Below are 15,955 nucleotides of genomic sequence, written 5' to 3'. Positions count from 1 at the left end.
ATTGACCCATCTCTCCGTCATCCTCATTACCAAAAACGAGGCCGCCAACATCGAGGCCTGTCTGCGCTCGGTCGCCTTTGCCGACGAGGTCGTGGTGGTGGATTCGGGCAGCACGGATGACACGGTGGCCATTGCGCGGCGCATGGGTGCCGTGGTGCATATCACGCCCGACTGGCCGGGTTTCGGGCCGCAGAAGAACCGGGCCTTGGCCCTGGCCAGCCACCCCTGGGTGCTGTCGCTAGACGCGGACGAGCGGGTGCCGCCGGAGCTGCAGGCCGAGATCGCCCGGGTGGTGCAAGGGCAGGGCGGTGCGGCCGTGGCCTGGGAGATTCCGCGCCTGACGCAGTTCTGCGGCCAGTGGATCCATCACTGCGGCTGGACACCCGACCTCGTGCTGCGCCTGTTCCGGCGCGAGGCCGCCCGTTTCAGCGACGACCTGGTACACGAGCGTGTGCTTGTGGCGCAGGGTGCGGTCGGCCGGCTCAAGACTTCCCTGCTGCACTACAGCTACCCGACACCGTCACATTACTGGCGCAAACTGGAGCAGTACAGCCAGGCCTGGGCCCAGCAGCGCCATCGCGCGGGCCAGAAGACCAGCATGGCCCGGGCCGCAGCCGCTGGTGTGGTGGCCTTCATCCGCAGCTATTTTTTCCGCCTGGGCCTGCTGGACGGTGCCATGGGCTTCGCAGTGTGTACCATGCAGGCCCAGGCTGCTTTCGGCAAATATTTCGCCCTGTATTGTTTGAACCAGACCCATGACACATCGTCCGTACCGCCTCCCCCGTCTGTTTGAGATAGGTTGCCTCGTGCTGTGCGCCTGGCTGGGCCTGGCCATGCCGGCCCTGGCGCAGTTCCGAGTCGAAGTCTCCGGCGTGGGGCTGACCCAGCTGCCGATCGCCTTTGCGCCTTTCCGTGGCGAGGACGCCGCACCGCAGAAGATCAGCGCCATAGTGCAGGCCGATCTGGAGCGCAGTGGCCAGTTCCGCGGTGTGGCGGCCCGCTCGGGCCCGCTGGACGAAAACGCCCGCCCGGATCTGGCCCTGTGGCGCCAGAGCGGCGCCGACTCCCTGGTGGCTGGCAGCGTCGTGCGCCTGGCCGACGGCCGTTACGACGTGCGCTTCCGCCTCTGGGACGTGGTGGCCGGGCGTGACTTGGGGGGCCAGAGTTATGCCGTCACCCAGGCCGACCTGCGCCTGGCCGCGCATCGCATCGCCGACTTCGTCTATGAGAAGCTGACCGGCGACAAGGGCGTCTTCTCCACCCGCATCGCCTACGTCACCAAGGCCGACCAGCGCTACAGCCTGTGGGTGGCCGATGCCGACGGCGAGGGTGCCCAGCCGGCCCTGACCAGTCCCGAGCCCATCATTTCGCCCAGCTGGTCGCCCGAAGGCCGGCAACTGGCCTACGTGTCCTTTGAGTCGCGCAAGCCGGTGGTTTATGTCCACGACGTGGCCAGCGGCAAGCGCCGCCTGGTGGCCAACTTCCGTGGCTCCAACAGTGCGCCCGCCTGGTCACCCGATGGGCGCAGCCTGGCGGTGACACTGAGCCGTGACGGGGGTTCCCAGCTCTACACCCTGGATGTCACCACCGTCGGCGCCGAACCGCGCCGCCTGACCCAGTCTTCCAGCATCGACACCGAACCGGTCTTCTCGCACGACGGCAAGTTCATCTATTTCGTCAGCGACCGGGGCGGCAGCCCCCAGATCTACCGCATGCCGGCCGCCGCCGGCGGCAGTCCGGAGCGCGTGACGTTTACCGGCACTTACAACATTTCCCCCGCCCTGAGCGCCGACGGTCGCTGGCTGGCTTATATTTCCCGGGTCAGCGGCGCCTTCAAGCTGCACGTGATGGAGTTGCCCACCGGCAATGTGACGGCGCTGACCGAAACCAGCGCCGACGAAAACCCGAGTTTTGCCCCCAACAGCCGCCTGCTTCTTTATGCGACCAAGCAACAGGAACGCGAAGCCCTGATGACGACCACCCTGGACGGGAAAATCAAGGCCAGACTGGCCGGGCAGGGCGGCGACATCCGCGAGCCCGACTGGGGCCCCTTCCAGAAACCATCCAATTAACCCCTTATCGATTCCTCAGGAGTAAAAATGTCGATGAAAAAACTGGCACTGATCGGTGCCCTGGCCTTGCTGATGGCGGGCTGCTCTTCGGTCAATCTGGACAACCCGCCGGTCGAAGACCGTTCCAGCGGCGCCGGCACCGGCTCCAGCAGCACGGTGGCGCAAACCTCGGTGACCCCGGTGGGTGACGGCAAGTCCGCCCAGGGGGCCATCGCCAACGTTTCCCGCCTGGTCTACTTCGATTACGACAGCTACGTCATCAAGCCCGAGTTCCAGGCCCTGATCGACGCCCACGCCCGCCACATCAAGGCCGATCGCAGCCGCAAGGTCGTGATCGAGGGCCACACCGACGAGCGCGGTGGCCGTGAATACAACCTGGCCCTGGGCCAGCGCCGTGCCGAGGCCGTGCGTCGTTCCCTGGGCCTGCTGGGCGTGGCCGACAGCCAGGTCGAGGCCGTGAGCTTCGGCAAGGAAAAGCCGGCCGTGCAAGGCAGTGCCGAGGCGGCCTGGTCCAAGAACCGTCGTGCCGAAATCAGCTACCGCTGATCGGCGCCCGCTGGTACCTTCCCGATGAAGCCCTCCCTCCGCCTTCTTGCACTGCTGCTGTGCGTCTGCGGTGCTCCCAGTGCCCATGCGCTGTTCAACGATGACGAGGCACGCCGCGCCATCATCGAATTGCGCCAGCGCGTGGAGAGCAGCCGTAGCGAGGCGGAGCAGCGCGCGGCCGAGCAGGCCACCCGCAGCACGGAAGAAAACGCCCAGCTGCGCCGCAGCCTGCTGGAACTCCAGAGCCAGATCGAGACCTTGCGTGCCGAGATGGCGCGCCTGGTCGGGCAGAACGAGCAACTGACGCGCGACGTGGCCGAGCTGCAGCGCCAGCAGAAGGATCTGCTGGGCGGCTTCGACGAGCGCCTGCGCAAGTTCGAACCGATCAAGGTCACGGTGGATGGCCAGGAGTTCCTGGCCGAGCAGGCCGAGAAGCGCGATTACGACGCGGCCCTGGGCGTTTTCCGCAAGGGCGATTTTGCCGGTGCGCAGAGTGCCTTTGTCGATCTGCTCAAGCGCTACCCCGGCAGCGGTTACGTGCCTGCGGCCTTCTTCTGGCTGGGCAATGCCCAGTACGCCACGCGTGACTACAAGGAAGCCATCCAGAACTTCCGCAACCTGCTGACGCAGGCGCCGGACCATATGCGCGCGCCCGAGGCGGTGCTCTCCATCGCCAACTGCCAGGTCGAGCTCAAGGACACCAAGGCCGCGCGCAAGACGCTGGAAGACCTGATCAAGGCCTATCCCCAGTCCGAGGCCGCCGCAGCCGCCAAGCAGCGCCTCACGCGTCTCAAGTAGGGGTTGCCGCGTCCTGGCTTTAGAATCCGGGGCATGCAAACCGCCGACATCTCGGCGCTCAACACCCTGGTGTTGAGCGCTTCTTTTCTTCTTTCCCTGCTCTTCGGTGCGCTCGTGCAGCGCACCCATTTCTGCACCATGGGCGCCGTCAGCGACGTGGTCAACATGGGCGACTGGACGCGCATGCGCCAGTGGGGCCTGGCCATCGGTGTGGCCATGGCCGGTTTTGCCCTGCTGGCCTATGCGGGGCTGATCGATCCGGCCAAGACCCTGCACGGCGGCAAACGCTGGCTCTGGCTGTCGGCCATCGTCGGTGGCCTGCTGTTCGGCTTTGGCATGGTGCTGTCCTCGGGCTGCGGCAGCAAGACCCTGGTGCGGGTCGGGTCCGGCAACCTCAAATCCCTGGTGGTCCTGCTGGTCATGGGCATGACGGGTTTCGCCACCATGAAGGGCATCACTGCGGTATGGCGCGTGGCCACCGTGGATCAGGTGGGCGTGGACTTTGCCGTCACGGCCAATCTACCGCATCTGGCCGCCACGGCCCTGGGCCTCACGCCCTCCCTGGCCGCCTTGCTGCTGGGCCTGGGCCTGGGTGCGGCGCTCATCGTCTGGGCCCTGCGCGGTCAGCAGTTCATGCAGGGTGAAAACCTGCTGGCCGGCCTGGGCGTGGGCGGCCTCATTGTGGCCATGTGGTGGGTCAGCGGCTCCCTGGGGCATGTGGCCGAGCACCCCGATACCCTGGAAGAGGTCTTCCTGGCCACCAACTCGGGCCGCTCCGAAGCCATGAGTTTCGTTGCCCCGGTGGCCTACGCACTGGACTGGCTGATGTTCTACAGCGACAAGAGCAAGGTACTCACGCTGGGCATCGTCTCGGTCTTCGGCGTCATTGCCGGTTCCGCCATCATGGCCTTGTGGACGCGCAGCTTCCGCTGGGAAGGTTTTGGCGGCACCGAGGACGTGGCCAACCATCTGGTGGGGGCCGTGCTGATGGGCGTGGGAGGCGTGACCGCCATGGGCTGCACCATCGGCCAGGGTCTGACCGGCCTGTCCACCCTGGGCCTCAACAGCTTGGTGGCTTTTGTCGCCATCCTGGCCGGCTCGGTTGCCGGCTTCAAGTACCAGATGTGGCGCCTGGAGCGTATGACTTGACGTGACAGTTGCCGCCATGGACCCAGAGCGTCGCTTCGGCGGCTTGGCCCGCCTGTACGGCGTGGCCGGTGCCCAGCGCATCCGTGCCGCCCATGTGGTCGTGGTGGGTGTCGGGGGGGTCGGCTCCTGGGCCGTGGAAGCCCTGGCCCGCAGCGGCGTCGGTCGGCTCACGCTGATCGATCTGGACCATGTGGCCGAATCCAATATCAACCGCCAGGTCCATGCGCTGGAGTCCACGCTGGGCCAGGCCAAGGTGCTGGCCATGCGCGAGCGCATCGCCCAGATCCATCCCGGCTGCCAGGTGCAATGCATCGAGGAGTTTGTGGCGCCGGACAACTGGCCGGCCCTGCTGCCGGCTGGCGTGGACGCCGTCATCGATGCCTGCGACCAGGTCCGCGCCAAGACCGCCATGGCCGCCTGGGCCATCAGCAGCAAGACGTTTTTCATCACGGCCGGTGCGGCCGGTGGCAAGCGTCTGGCGCATGAGGTCGCCATTGAGGACCTGGGCCGTGTTACCCACGACCCTTTGCTGGCCCAGTTGCGCTACCGCCTGCGCAAGGAGCATGGCGCCGCTCGTGAGGGGCGCAAGATGGGCGTGGCCTGCGTGTTCAGCCGCGAAGCCGTCAGCGGCCCCGATGCCTCCTGCGCCGTCGAGGGCGATGGCAGCCTCAACTGCAGCGGGTATGGGTCCCTGGTGTCCGTCACCGCCACCTTCGGCCAGTGCGCGGCGGGCTGGGTACTCAACGAAATCGTGAAGCGAGCTTGAAGAGAGCGCAAAAATAACGCTATAATTTAAGGCTTGTCGGGGTTAGCGTTGAGCGTCCCGCTGTGGGGGACGTTAGCTCAGTCGGTAGAGCAGCGGACTTTTAATCCGTTGGTCGCGTGTTCGAGTCACGCACGTCCCACCAGTACAATATAGGTACCGAATATTCCTCGATAGCTCAGTCGGTAGAGCGCCGGACTGTTAATCCGTAGGTCCCTGGTTCGAGCCCAGGTCGAGGAGCCAGATGAGAACCCCGTGCAGCGCATCCGCCGCACGGGGTTTTTTGTTGTCTGGCCTGAATGCGCGCCAGCATCAGACACCTTGCGGATGCGATTTCCGAAAGGGCCAGTCGCTATATTTTTAGTAGCGACCGGTCTTGAAGGGAAGGCTGGCGATGCCGTCAGTTATTCAGCCTTGAGCTGATCCCTCGTCTTCAACTGGATCTGCTCCTGTTCCTTGAGCTGATCTCTCGTCCTCAACTGGATCTGTTCTTGTTCTTTCAACAACTCAAGGGTGCGGACATGTGCTTTCTCCTGGGTCTGTAACTGATCACGCGTCTGCGTCTTCAACTGATCCTGGGTCTTGAGCTGGTCGCGGGTGCGGGTCAGCAGTTGATCCTGGGTCTTCAACTGGTCGCGGGTGCGGGTCAGTAACTGATCCTGGGTCTTGAGCTGGTCACGGGTGCGGGTCAGCAACTGATCCTGGGTCTTCAATTGGTCACGGATCTGTGTTTTTGTTTGTGCCTGTTGCTGTGCCTGTTGCTGTGCCTGTTGCTGTGTCTGCTGCTGAGACTGGGACATCGTGCCAGCTGCGCCGGCGCCGCTCCCGCCACCACTCCCGCCGCTTCCGCCACCGGAACCACTCCCACCACCTGCGGCGAAGGCCGCGCCCCCGAAGGCCAATACACAGGCCACGGCCATAGGAACAATGATCTTGCTCATGAGAACCCCCTAAGTTGAATGTGAAAAAGCCGCATTGATGAATTCCGCTCACCGACTCCTAGCCGGAATTTAGATTTCAGTATGAAATCCTTGGGACGGGTCGGCTTTGACATGCATCAACGCTGGGTTCAAATGGTGTTTCCAGGCGTAACGCACAAGGCAATCCGCCGTGCCCGGGATGACGGGGTGTGGATTGGCTGAAGGCAGCTTTTCCCGAGTGGCCGGTTCTGGTCGATGCGGACGGTGGCATTCGGGGTGTGCCATGTTGCCGGCATGCCCCCCATGCGCGAGGTGACAAAAAAAGCGACCTGGCCGCAAGGCCAGGTCGCTTTATGGTCTGGTGGGTCCTGAGTGACTCGAACACTCGACCTACGGATTAAGAGTCCGCTGCTCTACCAACTGAGCTAAGAACCCAGACCTTAATTATTGCATAAAAATCAGCCTCTTCGAGGTGGCGCAGGAGACAAAATGCGCTGTAACCGCGTCGGCGTCACACAGGAGAAACGACCATGATCAAACCATCCATCCTTGCCCTGTCCACGCTCCTGCTGACGGGCTGTGGTGCCGAAACGGCGACCACGGCGGCCACCGTGGGCGCGGCGAAGAAGCTGGAACTGGAGCAGGGCAAGCAGACCATGGAGCAGGTGCAGCAGAAGGTCGGCGAATCCATGCAGCAGATGCAGCAGGCGCCTGCACGCGCGGCCGACTAGTCGCCCAGCTCGCCGCTCAGTTCGAGCCAGCGCGCTTCCAGCTGGTCCAGTTCGTCCTGCAGGGCGCCCAGGCGCTTGCCGAGTTCATTGATCTCGTCCATGCCGGGCTGGCCGGTGAGGCGCTCTTCGAGCACGGCTTTCTCCTGCGCCAGTTCGGCCATGCGGGCCTCGCACTGCTCGAATTCCTTGCGTAACTGACGCGTGCGATTGTCCTCGCGGCGTGGGCGTGCGGGCTCGGGCGTGGCCACCGGGGGCGGGGGTGGGGCGCTCGCGGCCGTGGTGGCGGCCGCAGCATTGGCTTCCTTGAGCGCTTCGCGCTGGCGTTTGGCTTCGTCCAGCAGGTAACGCTGGTAGTCGTCGAGGTCGCCGTCGAAGGGGCTGATGCCGCCGCGCGAGACCAGCCAGAACTCGTCGCAGACGGCGCGCAGCAGGGCACGGTCGTGGCTGACCAGCATCACCGTTCCTTCGAATTCGTTCAGCGCCATGCCCAGGGCCTCGCGCGTGGCCAGGTCCAGGTGGTTGGTGGGCTCGTCCAGCAGCAGCAGGTTGGGGCGCTGCCAGACCAGCATGCACAGCACCAGGCGTGCCTTCTCGCCGCCGCTCATGGTGCCCACGGCCTGCTTGACCTGGTCGCCCGTGAAGTTGAAACCGCCCAGGAAACTGCGCAGGTCCTGCTCGCGCGTGGGCTGGCCGCTGAGTGCGCCGCGGGCCGTGGTGTCCTTGACCAGCCAGATCATGTGTTCCAGCGGCGTGTCCTGCGGGCGCAGCACGTCGAGTTCCTGCTGGGCAAAGTAGCCGATGGACAGGCCCTTGCCTTCGATGATCTCGCCGGCCAGGGGGGCCAGGTCGCGGGCGATGGTCTTGACCACGGTGGACTTGCCCTGGCCGTTGGCGCCCAGGATGCCGATGCGTTGTCCGGCCAGCACCGACTTGCTGACGTTCTTCACAATCACCGTCGGAGGTGTGCCGGCCGGTGCGCCTTCGGGGGGCGGGTAGCCGAAGTCGATGCCCTGCATGGACAGCATGGGGTTGGGCAGGCTGGCCGGCTCCTTGAATTCGAAGGTGAATTCGGCCTCGGCCAGCAGCGGGCCGATCTTCTCCATGCGGTCCAGGGCCTTGACCCGGCTTTGTGCCTGTTTTGCCTTGCTGGCCTGGGCCTTGAAGCGGTCGATGAACTTCTTCAGGTGGGCGATCTTCTCCTGCTGCTTGGCGTAGGAGGCCTGCTGCTGCTCCATCTTCTCGGCCCGCATGTCCTCGAACTTGGTGTAGTTGCCACCGTAGCGGTTCAGCTTGGCGCTCTCGATGTGCACCGTCACGCCGGTCACGGCGTCCAGGAATTCGCGATCGTGGCTGATGACCAGCATGGTGCCGGGGTAGCGCTGCAGCCAGGCCTCCAGCCAGACCAGGGCGTCCAGGTCCAGGTGGTTGGTCGGCTCGTCCAGTAGCAGCAGGTCGGAGGGGCACATCAACGCTCGCGCCAATTGCAGGCGCATGCGCCAGCCGCCGGAGAAGCTGTTGACGGGTTTGTCGAGTTCCGTCGTCCTGAAGCCCAGGCCCAGGATCAGCGCCTGCGCGCGGGCTGAAGCATCGTGGGCGCCGGCATCGTGCAGCTCCATATACGCGTGCCCCATGCGCTCGCCGTCGTCGGTGGCCTCGGCGGCCAGGACCTCGGCCTGCGCGGCGACCAGGCGTGTGTCACCGGCGATCACGAAGTCGGTGGCGGACTCGCTCGTCTCCGGCATGTCCTGGGCCACCTGGGCCAGGCGCCACTGCGCGGGGATGGTGCAGTCGCCGCTGTCCTCGTGCAGGGTGCCGTTGAGCAGGGCAAACAGGGTGGACTTGCCGGCGCCATTGCGGCCCACGAGGCCTACTTTTTCACCGGGGTTGACGGTGACGGAGGCAGCATCCAGCAACACCCTGGCGCCGCGGCGCAGGGTGACATTTTTCAGGGTGATCATTTCAGAAGCGCTTCACGCGTAATCAGGAGAACTTGTTCGTCGCCGGCACTGGTTTCCAGCCAGGCGACTTCCAGGCGGGGAAAGGCCGCTTCGAAGTGCTCACGCTCGTTGCCGATTTCCAGCACCAGCACGGCGTGTTCGTTCATCTGTGCGGGGGCCTCGCGCAGCAGTTTGCGGATGAAGTCCATGCCGTCCGTTCCCCCGGCCAGGGCGAGTTCGGGTTCGGCGCGGTACTCGGCGGGCAGGGCGGCCATGCTCTGCGCATTGACGTAGGGCGGGTTGCACAGGATCAGGTCGTAGGGGCCGCGCACGCTGGCCAGCCCGTCGGAGGTCAGCAGCGTGATGCGGTCCTGCAGGCCATGTTTCTCGACGTTGATGAGGGCCACGGCCAGTGCTTCGGCCGAGAGGTCGGCCGCGTCCACCGTGACTTCCGGCCAGGCCAGGGCCGCCAGCACGGCCAGGCTGCCGTTGCCGGTGCACAGGTCCAGCACGCGTTTCGTGTGCTCGCCCAGCCAGGCATCGATGGTGCCGTCGGCCAGCAGTTCGGCGATGAAACTGCGCGGCACGATGGCGCGTTCGTCCACATAAAAGGGCACGCCCTGCAGCCAGGCTTCGCGGGTCAGGTAGGCGGCCGGCTTGCGGGTGCGGATGCGTTCTTGCAGCAGGGCGGCGACCTTGGCGGCTTCCTCGGCATGCACCTGGTGGGGGGCCACGGTATCGAGTTCGTCCAGTGGCAGACCCAGCTGCCACAGCACCAGCCAGGCGGCCTCGTCGAAGGCGTTGTGGGTGCCATGGCCGTAGGCCACGCCGGCAGACTCGAACTGTTTCGCTCCGGCCTCGATCAGTTCGATCACGGTCGGCAGCTTCGTGGTGACGCTGCTCATAGCGCGAGCTTTTCCAGCACGCGCCGGTAGATGTTCTTCAGCGGCTCGATGTCGGCCAGCGGAACATACTCGTCGATCTTGTGGATGGTGGCGTTGGTGGGGCCGAGCTCGATGACCTGTGGGCAGACTTGGGCGATGAAACGACCGTCACTGGTGCCGCCGCTGGTGGAAAGCTCGGTCTCGATGCCGGCTTCGGCGCGGATGGCCTCGCGCACCGCGTTGACCAAGGTGCCCGGTGTCGTGAGGAAGGGCAGGCCGCCGATGGTCCACGTGATGTCGTATTCCAGCTCGTGCTTGTTCAGTACGGTGGTGAGTCGCTGCTGCAGGCTTTGCGGCGTGGACTCGGTGCAGAAGCGGAAGTTGAAGTCCACCACGACGTTGCCGGGAATGATGTTGCTGGCGCCGGTGCCACCATGGATGTTGCTGACCTGCCAGGTCGTGGGCGGGAAGAAGTCGTTGCCTCTGTCCCATTCGATGGCCGTCAGTTCGGTCAGCGCGGGCGCGAACAGGTGGATGGGGTTGCGGGCCAGGTGCGGGTAGGCGATATGGCCCTGCACGCCCTTGACCGTGAGCTTGCCGCTCATGGTGCCGCGCCGGCCGTTCTTGATCATGTCGCCGGTGCGCTGCAGCGAGGTGGGTTCGCCGACGATGCAGTAGTCCAGCTTTTCGCCGCGCGCCTGCAGGGCCTCGCAGACCTTGACGGTGCCGTCCACGGCCGGGCCTTCCTCGTCGCTGGTCAGCAGCAGGGCAATGTTCAGCGGTGCCTGGGGTTGCGCGGCGACAAACTCCTCCACCGCCACCACAAAGGCGGCGATCGAGGTTTTCATGTCACTGGCGCCGCGGCCATAGAGCTTGCCGTCGCGGTGTGTGGGCGTGAAGGGGTCCTGGCTCCACTGGGCCACCGGGCCGGTGGGCACCACGTCGGTGTGGCCGGCAAAGACCAGCAGCGGGGCGCCGGCCTGGGCTACGCGTTTGGCCCACAGGTTGCTGACGCGGAAATCGGCCGGGCCGCTGGTGATGGTTTCACAGGCAAAACCCAGCGGCTGGAGGCGCTCGGCCAGCAGGGCCTGGCAGCCGGCGTCGTCGGGGGTGACGGAGGCGCGCGCGATCAGTTGCTCGGTCAGTTGCAGGGTACGGCTCATGGATGGCGTTCTCTTGGGCCGTTCAGTGCTTCACGTCCAGCGTGATTTCGGTGAAGGACGGTTCGTCGTCGTGATGGTCGTCGGCCGCCTGGGCCTGGGCCGGTTTCTGGAAGTCGTTCTGCAGGCGCCACATGAGGTTGGTGGGCGAATCGGAGTTGGCCAGGCCTTCCTTGCGGTCGATCACGCCCTCGGTGATGAGGCGCGCGATGTCCTGCTCGAAATTCTGCGAGCCTTCGGCCATGGCTTTTTCCAGCGCTTCCTTGATGCTGGAGAAGTCGCCTTTCTCGATCAGGTCCGAGATCAGCTTGGTGTTGAGCATGATTTCCACCGCCGGGGTGCGGCTGCCCGTGGTGGTGCGCAGCAGGCGTTGCGAAACGATGGCCTTGAGCGCGCTGGAGAGGTCGCCCAGCATGGTCTGGCGTACTTCCACCGGATAGAAACTCAGGATACGGTTGAGCGCCTGGTAGCTGTTGTTGGCGTGCATGGTGGCCAGGCAGAGGTGGCCGGACTGGGCGTAGGCGATGGCCGCGGACATGGTTTCGCGGTCGCGGATCTCGCCGATCATGATCACGTCGGGTGCCTGGCGCAAGGCGTTCTGCAGGGCCGTGCCCAGGTTCTTGGTGTCGGCGCCGATCTCGCGCTGGTTGACCACGGAACGCTTGTTCTTGAACAGGTACTCGATCGGATCCTCGATGGTCAGGATGTGGCCCGAGGCGTTTTCGTTGCGGTAGTCGATCATGGCCGCCAGCGTGGTGCTCTTGCCCATGCCGGTGGCGCCCACCATCAGGATCAGGCCGCGTTTTTCCATGATGAGGTCGCCCAGGATGGGGGGCAGCGAGAGCGAGCCCAGGGAGGGGATCTCACCCGAGACGAAGCGGATCACCGCCGCCACCGAGCCACGCTGGCGCATGGCGCTCAGGCGGAAGCGCCCGACCCCGGCCAGTGGAAAACCCATGTTGAGCTCACTGTAGGCATCGAGCTCGGCCAGGCGTTCCTCCGGGATGATCTCGGCCAGCAGATTGCGTGGCGCATCCGGCGGCAGGGCCTGGTTGTTGATGGGTACACATTGCCCGTTGATGCGGATCAGCGCCGGCGAGTGGGCCGAGAGATAGATGTCCGAGGCTTTTTTCTCGGACATCAGTCGAAGGATCCGTTCCATCGTGCCCATCGTGCTGCTCATGTCTGCTCTCCCGGTGTCGTGTGTCGAGGTCGTCCGCTGCCAGCGCGATCAGTCGCGCAGCAGGTCGTTGAGGCTGGTCTTGGAGCGGGTCTGCGCGTCCACGCGCTTGACGATCACGGCGCAGTACAGGCTGTACTTGCCGTCGGCGCTGGGCAGGTTGCCCGAGACCACCACCGAGCCGGCCGGCACGCGGCCGTAATGGACTTCGCCGGTGGCGCGGTCATAGATCTTGGTGCTCTGGCCGATGTACACGCCCATGGAGATGACCGAGTTCTCCTCGACCACCACGCCCTCGACGATCTCGGAGCGCGCGCCGATGAAGCAGTTGTCCTCGATGATGGTCGGGCCGGCCTGCACGGGCTCCAGCACGCCGCCGATGCCGACGCCGCCCGAGAGGTGCACGTTCTTGCCGATCTGGGCGCAGGAACCCACGGTGGCCCAGGTGTCGACCATGGTGTTCTCGTCCACGTAGGCGCCGATGTTCACGTAGCTGGGCATCAGGATGGCGCCCTTGGCAATAAAGCTGCCGCGGCGCGCCACGGCCGGCGGCACCACACGCACGCCGGTGGCGGCCATCTCTTCGGCCGAGAGGTGGGCGAACTTGGTCTGCACCTTGTCGTAGAAGCCCAGGTCACCGGCCCTGATGACCTCGTTGTCCTTGAGGCGGAAGGACAGCAGCACGGCCTTCTTGATCCACTGATGCACCGTCCATTTGCCCACGGACTCGCGCGTGGCCACGCGCAGGCGGCCCTTGTTCATCTCGGAGATCACGTGCTCGACGGCGTCCACCACTTCCTTGGGGGCGGACTTGACCGAGATGTTGGCGCGGTTGTCCCAGGCGGCTTCGATGATCTGCTGCAGTTGTTGGCTCATTGGTTTTCCTAGTCAGTCGGGGGCAGGGCTGAAGTTCTGTCCCGCAAGGTTTCAAGTTTTGGATTGGATGAACTGGACGATGCGCTCGGCAGCTTCCACGCATTCGGCGGTCTCGGCCACCAGCGCCATGCGCACGCGCCCGGCGCCGGGGTTGGATCCGCGGGCTTCGCGCGCCAGATAGCTGCCGGGCAAAACAACCACATTGTAAAGAGCGTAGAGATCACGGGCGAAATCGGTGTCGCTGCCCTGCACGCCGGCCCAGAGGTAGAAGGCGGCGTCTGGCAGGGCCACGTCCATCACGGCGCTGAGCATGGGCGTGACCTGCGCGAACTTGGCGCGGTACAGGTTGCGGTTCTCGATGACGTGCTGCTCGTCGTTCCAGGCCGCGATGCTGGCGGCCTGCACCACATGGCTCATGGCGCTGCCATGGTAGGTGCGGTAGAGCAGGAAGGCCTTCATGATGGCCGCGTCGCCGGCCACGAAGCCGCTGCGCATGCCCGGCACATTGCTGCGTTTGGACAGGCTGGTCAGGGCGATCAGGTTCCTGAAGTCGCTGCGGCCCAGTTGCACGGCCGCTTCCAGCCCGCCCAGCGGCGCTTCGTCGCGGAAGTAGATCTCGCTGTAGCACTCGTCGGAGGCGATCACGAAACCGTAGCGCTCGCTCAGCTCGAACAGCTTTTTCCATTCGGACAGCGGCATCACGGCCCCGGTGGGGTTGCCGGGCGAGCAGGTGAAGATCAGCTGGGTGCGGGCCCAGACCTCGGCAGGCACGCTGTCCCAGTCGACGGCAAAGTTGCGGGCCGGATCGCTGGGCACGTAATAGGGCTCGGCGCCGGCCAGCAGCGCGGCCCCTTCGTAGATCTGATAGAAGGGATTGGGGCAAAGCACCACGGCGCCCGGTCGGCTGCCATCCACCACGGTCTGCGTCAGCGCGAACAGGGCTTCGCGCGAGCCGTTGACCGGCAGGATCTGGCTGGCCGGGTTGACCGTGACGCTGTAACGGCGCTGCAGCCAGCCGGCCATGGCTTCCCTGAGCGCCGGCTCGCCGGCGGTCGGGGGGTAGCCGGTCAGGCCGGTGTCCAGTGCGTCGGTCAGGGCACGCTTGATGAAGTCGGGGGTGGCGTGCTTGGGCTCACCGATGCCCAGGCTGATGGGGCGGTAGGCCGGGTTGGGAGTGATACCGGCAAAAAGCTGCCGCAGCCGCTCGAAAGGATAGGGCTGCAGTCGTTGGAGCAGGGGGTTCATGAGGGGGAATTATCCCGGAACTCCCCGGCCGAACGGGCGCGGGTGCAGCACGGCCGCCTCCGCACCCGGGACGATCAGCGTTTTTTGGTGGCGCCCAGCACTTTTTGTGTCAGCAGGTCGATGGACAGCACCAGGGCGATGCCGATGGACATGACCATCACGACCTCGGGCAGGTCGGTCGAGGTGATGATGCCGAAACCGCGCGGCAGGGCCTGCCGGTCAGCCGTGGTGCAGACAAAATCGGCCGCAGCCATGCCGGTGTAATGCATGGCGCAGACGGCGACGGCCATGATCACCGCGGCCAGCAGGCGCAGCGCCAGCGGTTTGGTGTTGAAGGCCAGCCAGAGCGCAGCAGTGGCCGCCACAACGGCGATGAGGATGGAGACGGCCACCAGCAGGAAGGACCAGTTGATGTAGCCACCAAAGCGCATGCCGTACATGCCCAGGTAGTGCATGACCGCCACGCCCAGTCCCAGGGCGGCGCCGGCCGTCAGCAGGCGGGACTTGTTGGACGGGTCGCGGGCCACATAGGTCAGGCCGAAACCGGTGGCCAGGCAGACCACCACCAGCGAGATGACGGTTTCGGTCATGGAGTAACCCACGCGCAGGTCCATCTTCAAGGCGGCCATGCCGATGAAGTGCATGGTCCATACGCCGATGCCGCCCAGGGCCAGCGTGGCGGCCAGCAGATCGAAATGGTTGATGCGTCCGCCCGGGCCGATGATGCGGCGGGCGGCGGTCAGCGCGACGAAGGATCCGAGGAAGGCAATGGCAAAGGAGAGGATGACGTAGGTGCTGTCATAACTCGAAACGACTTCTGGGTTCATGCAGGGGCTCCAAATAAGGCAGCCCGATGCTAGCGAGTTTGTCGATGTTCTGCCTTGCGGGGGATGGATTTCCCTTAGGGAACCATGAAGTAGTGCACAGCCGGCAGGCTCAGCCTTGCGGTGTCTTCGTCAGGTAGTGCAGCACCAGCTTGTCCTGCTGGCTCAGCCCGTAGAAAGCCATACCCGTGAAATGGGTATGACCGTCCGTGGCCTTGTGGGCATGGCAGACCGTGGCCTTGAGGGCGAGGGTGGTGGGCTCGCCTTCGACCACGGCGCCGATGCTGAGGTCGATGGTCTTGCCCACCGCCGTGGTGAGCGCAGGCGTGCTGATCATGGCGCCCTGCATGCTGATGTCCAGTAACTGGCCGTCCAGCTTGCGTTCACCCAGTTGCACGGTGACGGGCCAGCTGGTCTTGGTGCGCAGGGACTGGCGAACCTGGCGGGCATCGACCTGGGTGGGGTAGGCCAGCAGGGCATACACGAAAGGCTTCTCGTAGGTCTGCAGCACCTTGCTGATGAAGGAGAACTCATGCTGGCCGGTAAAACCGCGCACGATGCAGACATCGCCCTCGGTCAGGCCGGTGTCTTCGCCCTCCGATCCCTGGGGGCCGACCATGACCCCCCGGCTTTCGATGGCGCCGAAGAGCTGTGCTTCCTTCTTGCTGGCGCCTTCCACCAGCCGGCGCACCTGCAGGGCGATGCCGGAGCGCAGGCCGAGTTCCTTGAGGGTGATCTGCTGGACGTTGTTCTGGGGCGTGTCGCTGGTGGCCTGGTTCATGGTGGCGATCTTTTTTATGGCGGACAGGTCAAATCCGGTGAATCTACACGGTCTGTTCCCTGGCTGCCATGACGATGCGCATGGCAATG

The 15,955-nt window shown here is 65.1% G+C and carries 16 protein-coding genes and 3 tRNA genes; 9 read left to right on the top strand and 10 right to left on the bottom strand.

The window, feature by feature from the left end; all coding sequences use genetic code 11:
• The first annotated feature begins 1 nt into the window (after position 1).
• The 8 genes from HTY51_RS08305 (at position 2) to HTY51_RS08270 (ending at position 5,571) form a co-directional block, all read left to right on the top strand.
• Positions 2–793, top strand: coding sequence for a glycosyltransferase family 2 protein (locus HTY51_RS08305; protein WP_254607024.1), 792 nt, complete (start codon positions 2–4; stop codon positions 791–793).
• 40 nt (positions 794–833) lie between these two features.
• Positions 834–2,072, top strand: a complete 1,239-nt coding sequence (gene tolB / locus HTY51_RS08300; RefSeq protein WP_254607055.1) for a Tol-Pal system beta propeller repeat protein TolB — start codon at positions 834–836, stop codon at positions 2,070–2,072.
• Positions 2,073–2,099: 27 nt separating this feature from the next.
• On the top strand, positions 2,100–2,618 hold the full coding sequence (gene pal, locus HTY51_RS08295) for a peptidoglycan-associated lipoprotein Pal (protein WP_254607023.1): 519 nt from the start codon (positions 2,100–2,102) through the stop codon (positions 2,616–2,618).
• Between the two features lie 24 nt (positions 2,619–2,642).
• Positions 2,643–3,416, top strand: a complete 774-nt coding sequence (gene ybgF, locus HTY51_RS08290) for a tol-pal system protein YbgF (RefSeq protein ID WP_174252301.1) — start codon at positions 2,643–2,645, stop codon at positions 3,414–3,416.
• A 33-nt stretch (positions 3,417–3,449) separates the two neighbouring features.
• A complete protein-coding gene (locus HTY51_RS08285) occupies positions 3,450–4,565 on the top strand; it encodes a YeeE/YedE family protein (protein ID WP_174252300.1) in 1,116 nt (371 codons plus the stop codon).
• Positions 4,566–4,581: 16 nt separating this feature from the next.
• A complete protein-coding gene (locus HTY51_RS08280) occupies positions 4,582–5,331 on the top strand; it encodes a ThiF family adenylyltransferase (protein WP_174252299.1) in 750 nt (249 codons plus the stop codon).
• A 66-nt stretch (positions 5,332–5,397) separates the two neighbouring features.
• Positions 5,398–5,473 (top strand) — tRNA-Lys (locus tag HTY51_RS08275).
• 22 nt (positions 5,474–5,495) lie between these two features.
• Positions 5,496–5,571, top strand: a tRNA-Asn gene (locus HTY51_RS08270).
• A 161-nt stretch (positions 5,572–5,732) separates the two neighbouring features.
• Here HTY51_RS08270 and HTY51_RS08265 read toward each other — a convergent pair.
• Positions 5,733–6,269: a hypothetical protein gene (locus HTY51_RS08265; RefSeq protein WP_174252298.1), complete on the bottom strand. Its 537-nt coding sequence runs from the start codon at positions 6,267–6,269 to the stop codon at positions 5,733–5,735.
• Between the two features lie 338 nt (positions 6,270–6,607).
• Positions 6,608–6,683: transfer RNA gene (locus HTY51_RS08260), tRNA-Lys, on the bottom strand.
• A gap of 95 nt (positions 6,684–6,778) precedes the next feature.
• Between HTY51_RS08260 and HTY51_RS08255 the strand changes: the two genes are divergently transcribed.
• A complete protein-coding gene (locus tag HTY51_RS08255) occupies positions 6,779–6,979 on the top strand; it encodes a hypothetical protein (RefSeq protein ID WP_174252297.1) in 201 nt (66 codons plus the stop codon).
• Here HTY51_RS08255 and HTY51_RS08250 read toward each other — a convergent pair.
• The 8 genes from HTY51_RS08250 to HTY51_RS08215 form a co-directional block, all read right to left on the bottom strand.
• Positions 6,976–8,937, bottom strand: a complete 1,962-nt coding sequence (locus HTY51_RS08250) for an ABC-F family ATP-binding cassette domain-containing protein (protein ID WP_174252296.1) — start codon at positions 8,935–8,937, stop codon at positions 6,976–6,978. The genes HTY51_RS08255 and HTY51_RS08250 overlap by 4 nt on opposite strands.
• Positions 8,934–9,821 (bottom strand): 50S ribosomal protein L3 N(5)-glutamine methyltransferase, encoded by an 888-nt coding sequence (prmB, locus tag HTY51_RS08245; RefSeq protein ID WP_174252295.1) that lies wholly within the window; start codon positions 9,819–9,821, stop codon positions 8,934–8,936. The genes HTY51_RS08250 and prmB overlap by 4 nt, the downstream gene beginning before the upstream one ends.
• Positions 9,818–10,963, bottom strand: coding sequence for a succinyl-diaminopimelate desuccinylase (gene dapE / locus HTY51_RS08240; RefSeq protein WP_174252294.1), 1,146 nt, complete (start codon positions 10,961–10,963; stop codon positions 9,818–9,820). The genes prmB and dapE overlap by 4 nt, the downstream gene beginning before the upstream one ends.
• 22 nt (positions 10,964–10,985) lie before the next feature.
• Positions 10,986–12,131, bottom strand: a complete 1,146-nt coding sequence (locus HTY51_RS08235; protein ID WP_174254210.1) for a PilT/PilU family type 4a pilus ATPase — start codon at positions 12,129–12,131, stop codon at positions 10,986–10,988.
• Positions 12,132–12,191: 60 nt separating this feature from the next.
• Positions 12,192–13,016 (bottom strand): 2,3,4,5-tetrahydropyridine-2,6-dicarboxylate N-succinyltransferase, encoded by an 825-nt coding sequence (gene dapD / locus HTY51_RS08230; RefSeq protein WP_174252293.1) that lies wholly within the window; start codon positions 13,014–13,016, stop codon positions 12,192–12,194.
• 51 nt (positions 13,017–13,067) lie between these two features.
• Positions 13,068–14,261 (bottom strand): succinyldiaminopimelate transaminase, encoded by a 1,194-nt coding sequence (gene dapC, locus HTY51_RS08225; RefSeq protein ID WP_174252292.1) that lies wholly within the window; start codon positions 14,259–14,261, stop codon positions 13,068–13,070.
• 74 nt (positions 14,262–14,335) lie between these two features.
• Entirely contained in the window at positions 14,336–15,088 is a 753-nt protein-coding gene (locus tag HTY51_RS08220; RefSeq protein ID WP_174252291.1) for an MHYT domain-containing protein, read from the bottom strand.
• Between the two features lie 109 nt (positions 15,089–15,197).
• Complete coding sequence (locus tag HTY51_RS08215) at positions 15,198–15,866, bottom strand: flagellar brake protein (RefSeq protein ID WP_174252290.1); 669 nt, start codon at positions 15,864–15,866, stop codon at positions 15,198–15,200.
• Positions 15,867–15,955 lie beyond the last annotated feature (89 nt).

This window comes from Rhodoferax sp. BAB1 (assembly GCF_013334205.1).
Classification (GTDB): Bacteria; Pseudomonadota; Gammaproteobacteria; order Burkholderiales; family Burkholderiaceae_C; genus Hylemonella.
This window is presented reverse-complemented; position numbering and strand designations above follow the sequence as displayed.

Coding starts and splice junctions, on each gene's coding strand:
- tolB (WP_254607055.1), top strand. CDS start 834: ATGCCGGCCCTGGCGCAGTTCCGAGTCGAAGTCTCCGGCGTGGGGCTG.
- pal (WP_254607023.1), top strand. CDS start 2,100: ATGTCGATGAAAAAACTGGCACTGATCGGTGCCCTGGCCTTGCTGATG.
- ybgF (WP_174252301.1), top strand. CDS start 2,643: ATGAAGCCCTCCCTCCGCCTTCTTGCACTGCTGCTGTGCGTCTGCGGT.
- HTY51_RS08285 (WP_174252300.1), top strand. CDS start 3,450: ATGCAAACCGCCGACATCTCGGCGCTCAACACCCTGGTGTTGAGCGCT.
- HTY51_RS08280 (WP_174252299.1), top strand. CDS start 4,582: ATGGACCCAGAGCGTCGCTTCGGCGGCTTGGCCCGCCTGTACGGCGTG.
- HTY51_RS08265 (WP_174252298.1), bottom strand. CDS start 6,269: ATGAGCAAGATCATTGTTCCTATGGCCGTGGCCTGTGTATTGGCCTTC.
- HTY51_RS08255 (WP_174252297.1), top strand. CDS start 6,779: ATGATCAAACCATCCATCCTTGCCCTGTCCACGCTCCTGCTGACGGGC.
- HTY51_RS08250 (WP_174252296.1), bottom strand. CDS start 8,937: ATGATCACCCTGAAAAATGTCACCCTGCGCCGCGGCGCCAGGGTGTTG.
- prmB (WP_174252295.1), bottom strand. CDS start 9,821: ATGAGCAGCGTCACCACGAAGCTGCCGACCGTGATCGAACTGATCGAG.
- dapE (WP_174252294.1), bottom strand. CDS start 10,963: ATGAGCCGTACCCTGCAACTGACCGAGCAACTGATCGCGCGCGCCTCC.
- HTY51_RS08235 (WP_174254210.1), bottom strand. CDS start 12,131: ATGGGCACGATGGAACGGATCCTTCGACTGATGTCCGAGAAAAAAGCC.
- dapD (WP_174252293.1), bottom strand. CDS start 13,016: ATGAGCCAACAACTGCAGCAGATCATCGAAGCCGCCTGGGACAACCGC.
- dapC (WP_174252292.1), bottom strand. CDS start 14,261: ATGAACCCCCTGCTCCAACGACTGCAGCCCTATCCTTTCGAGCGGCTG.
- HTY51_RS08220 (WP_174252291.1), bottom strand. CDS start 15,088: ATGAACCCAGAAGTCGTTTCGAGTTATGACAGCACCTACGTCATCCTC.
- HTY51_RS08215 (WP_174252290.1), bottom strand. CDS start 15,866: ATGAACCAGGCCACCAGCGACACGCCCCAGAACAACGTCCAGCAGATC.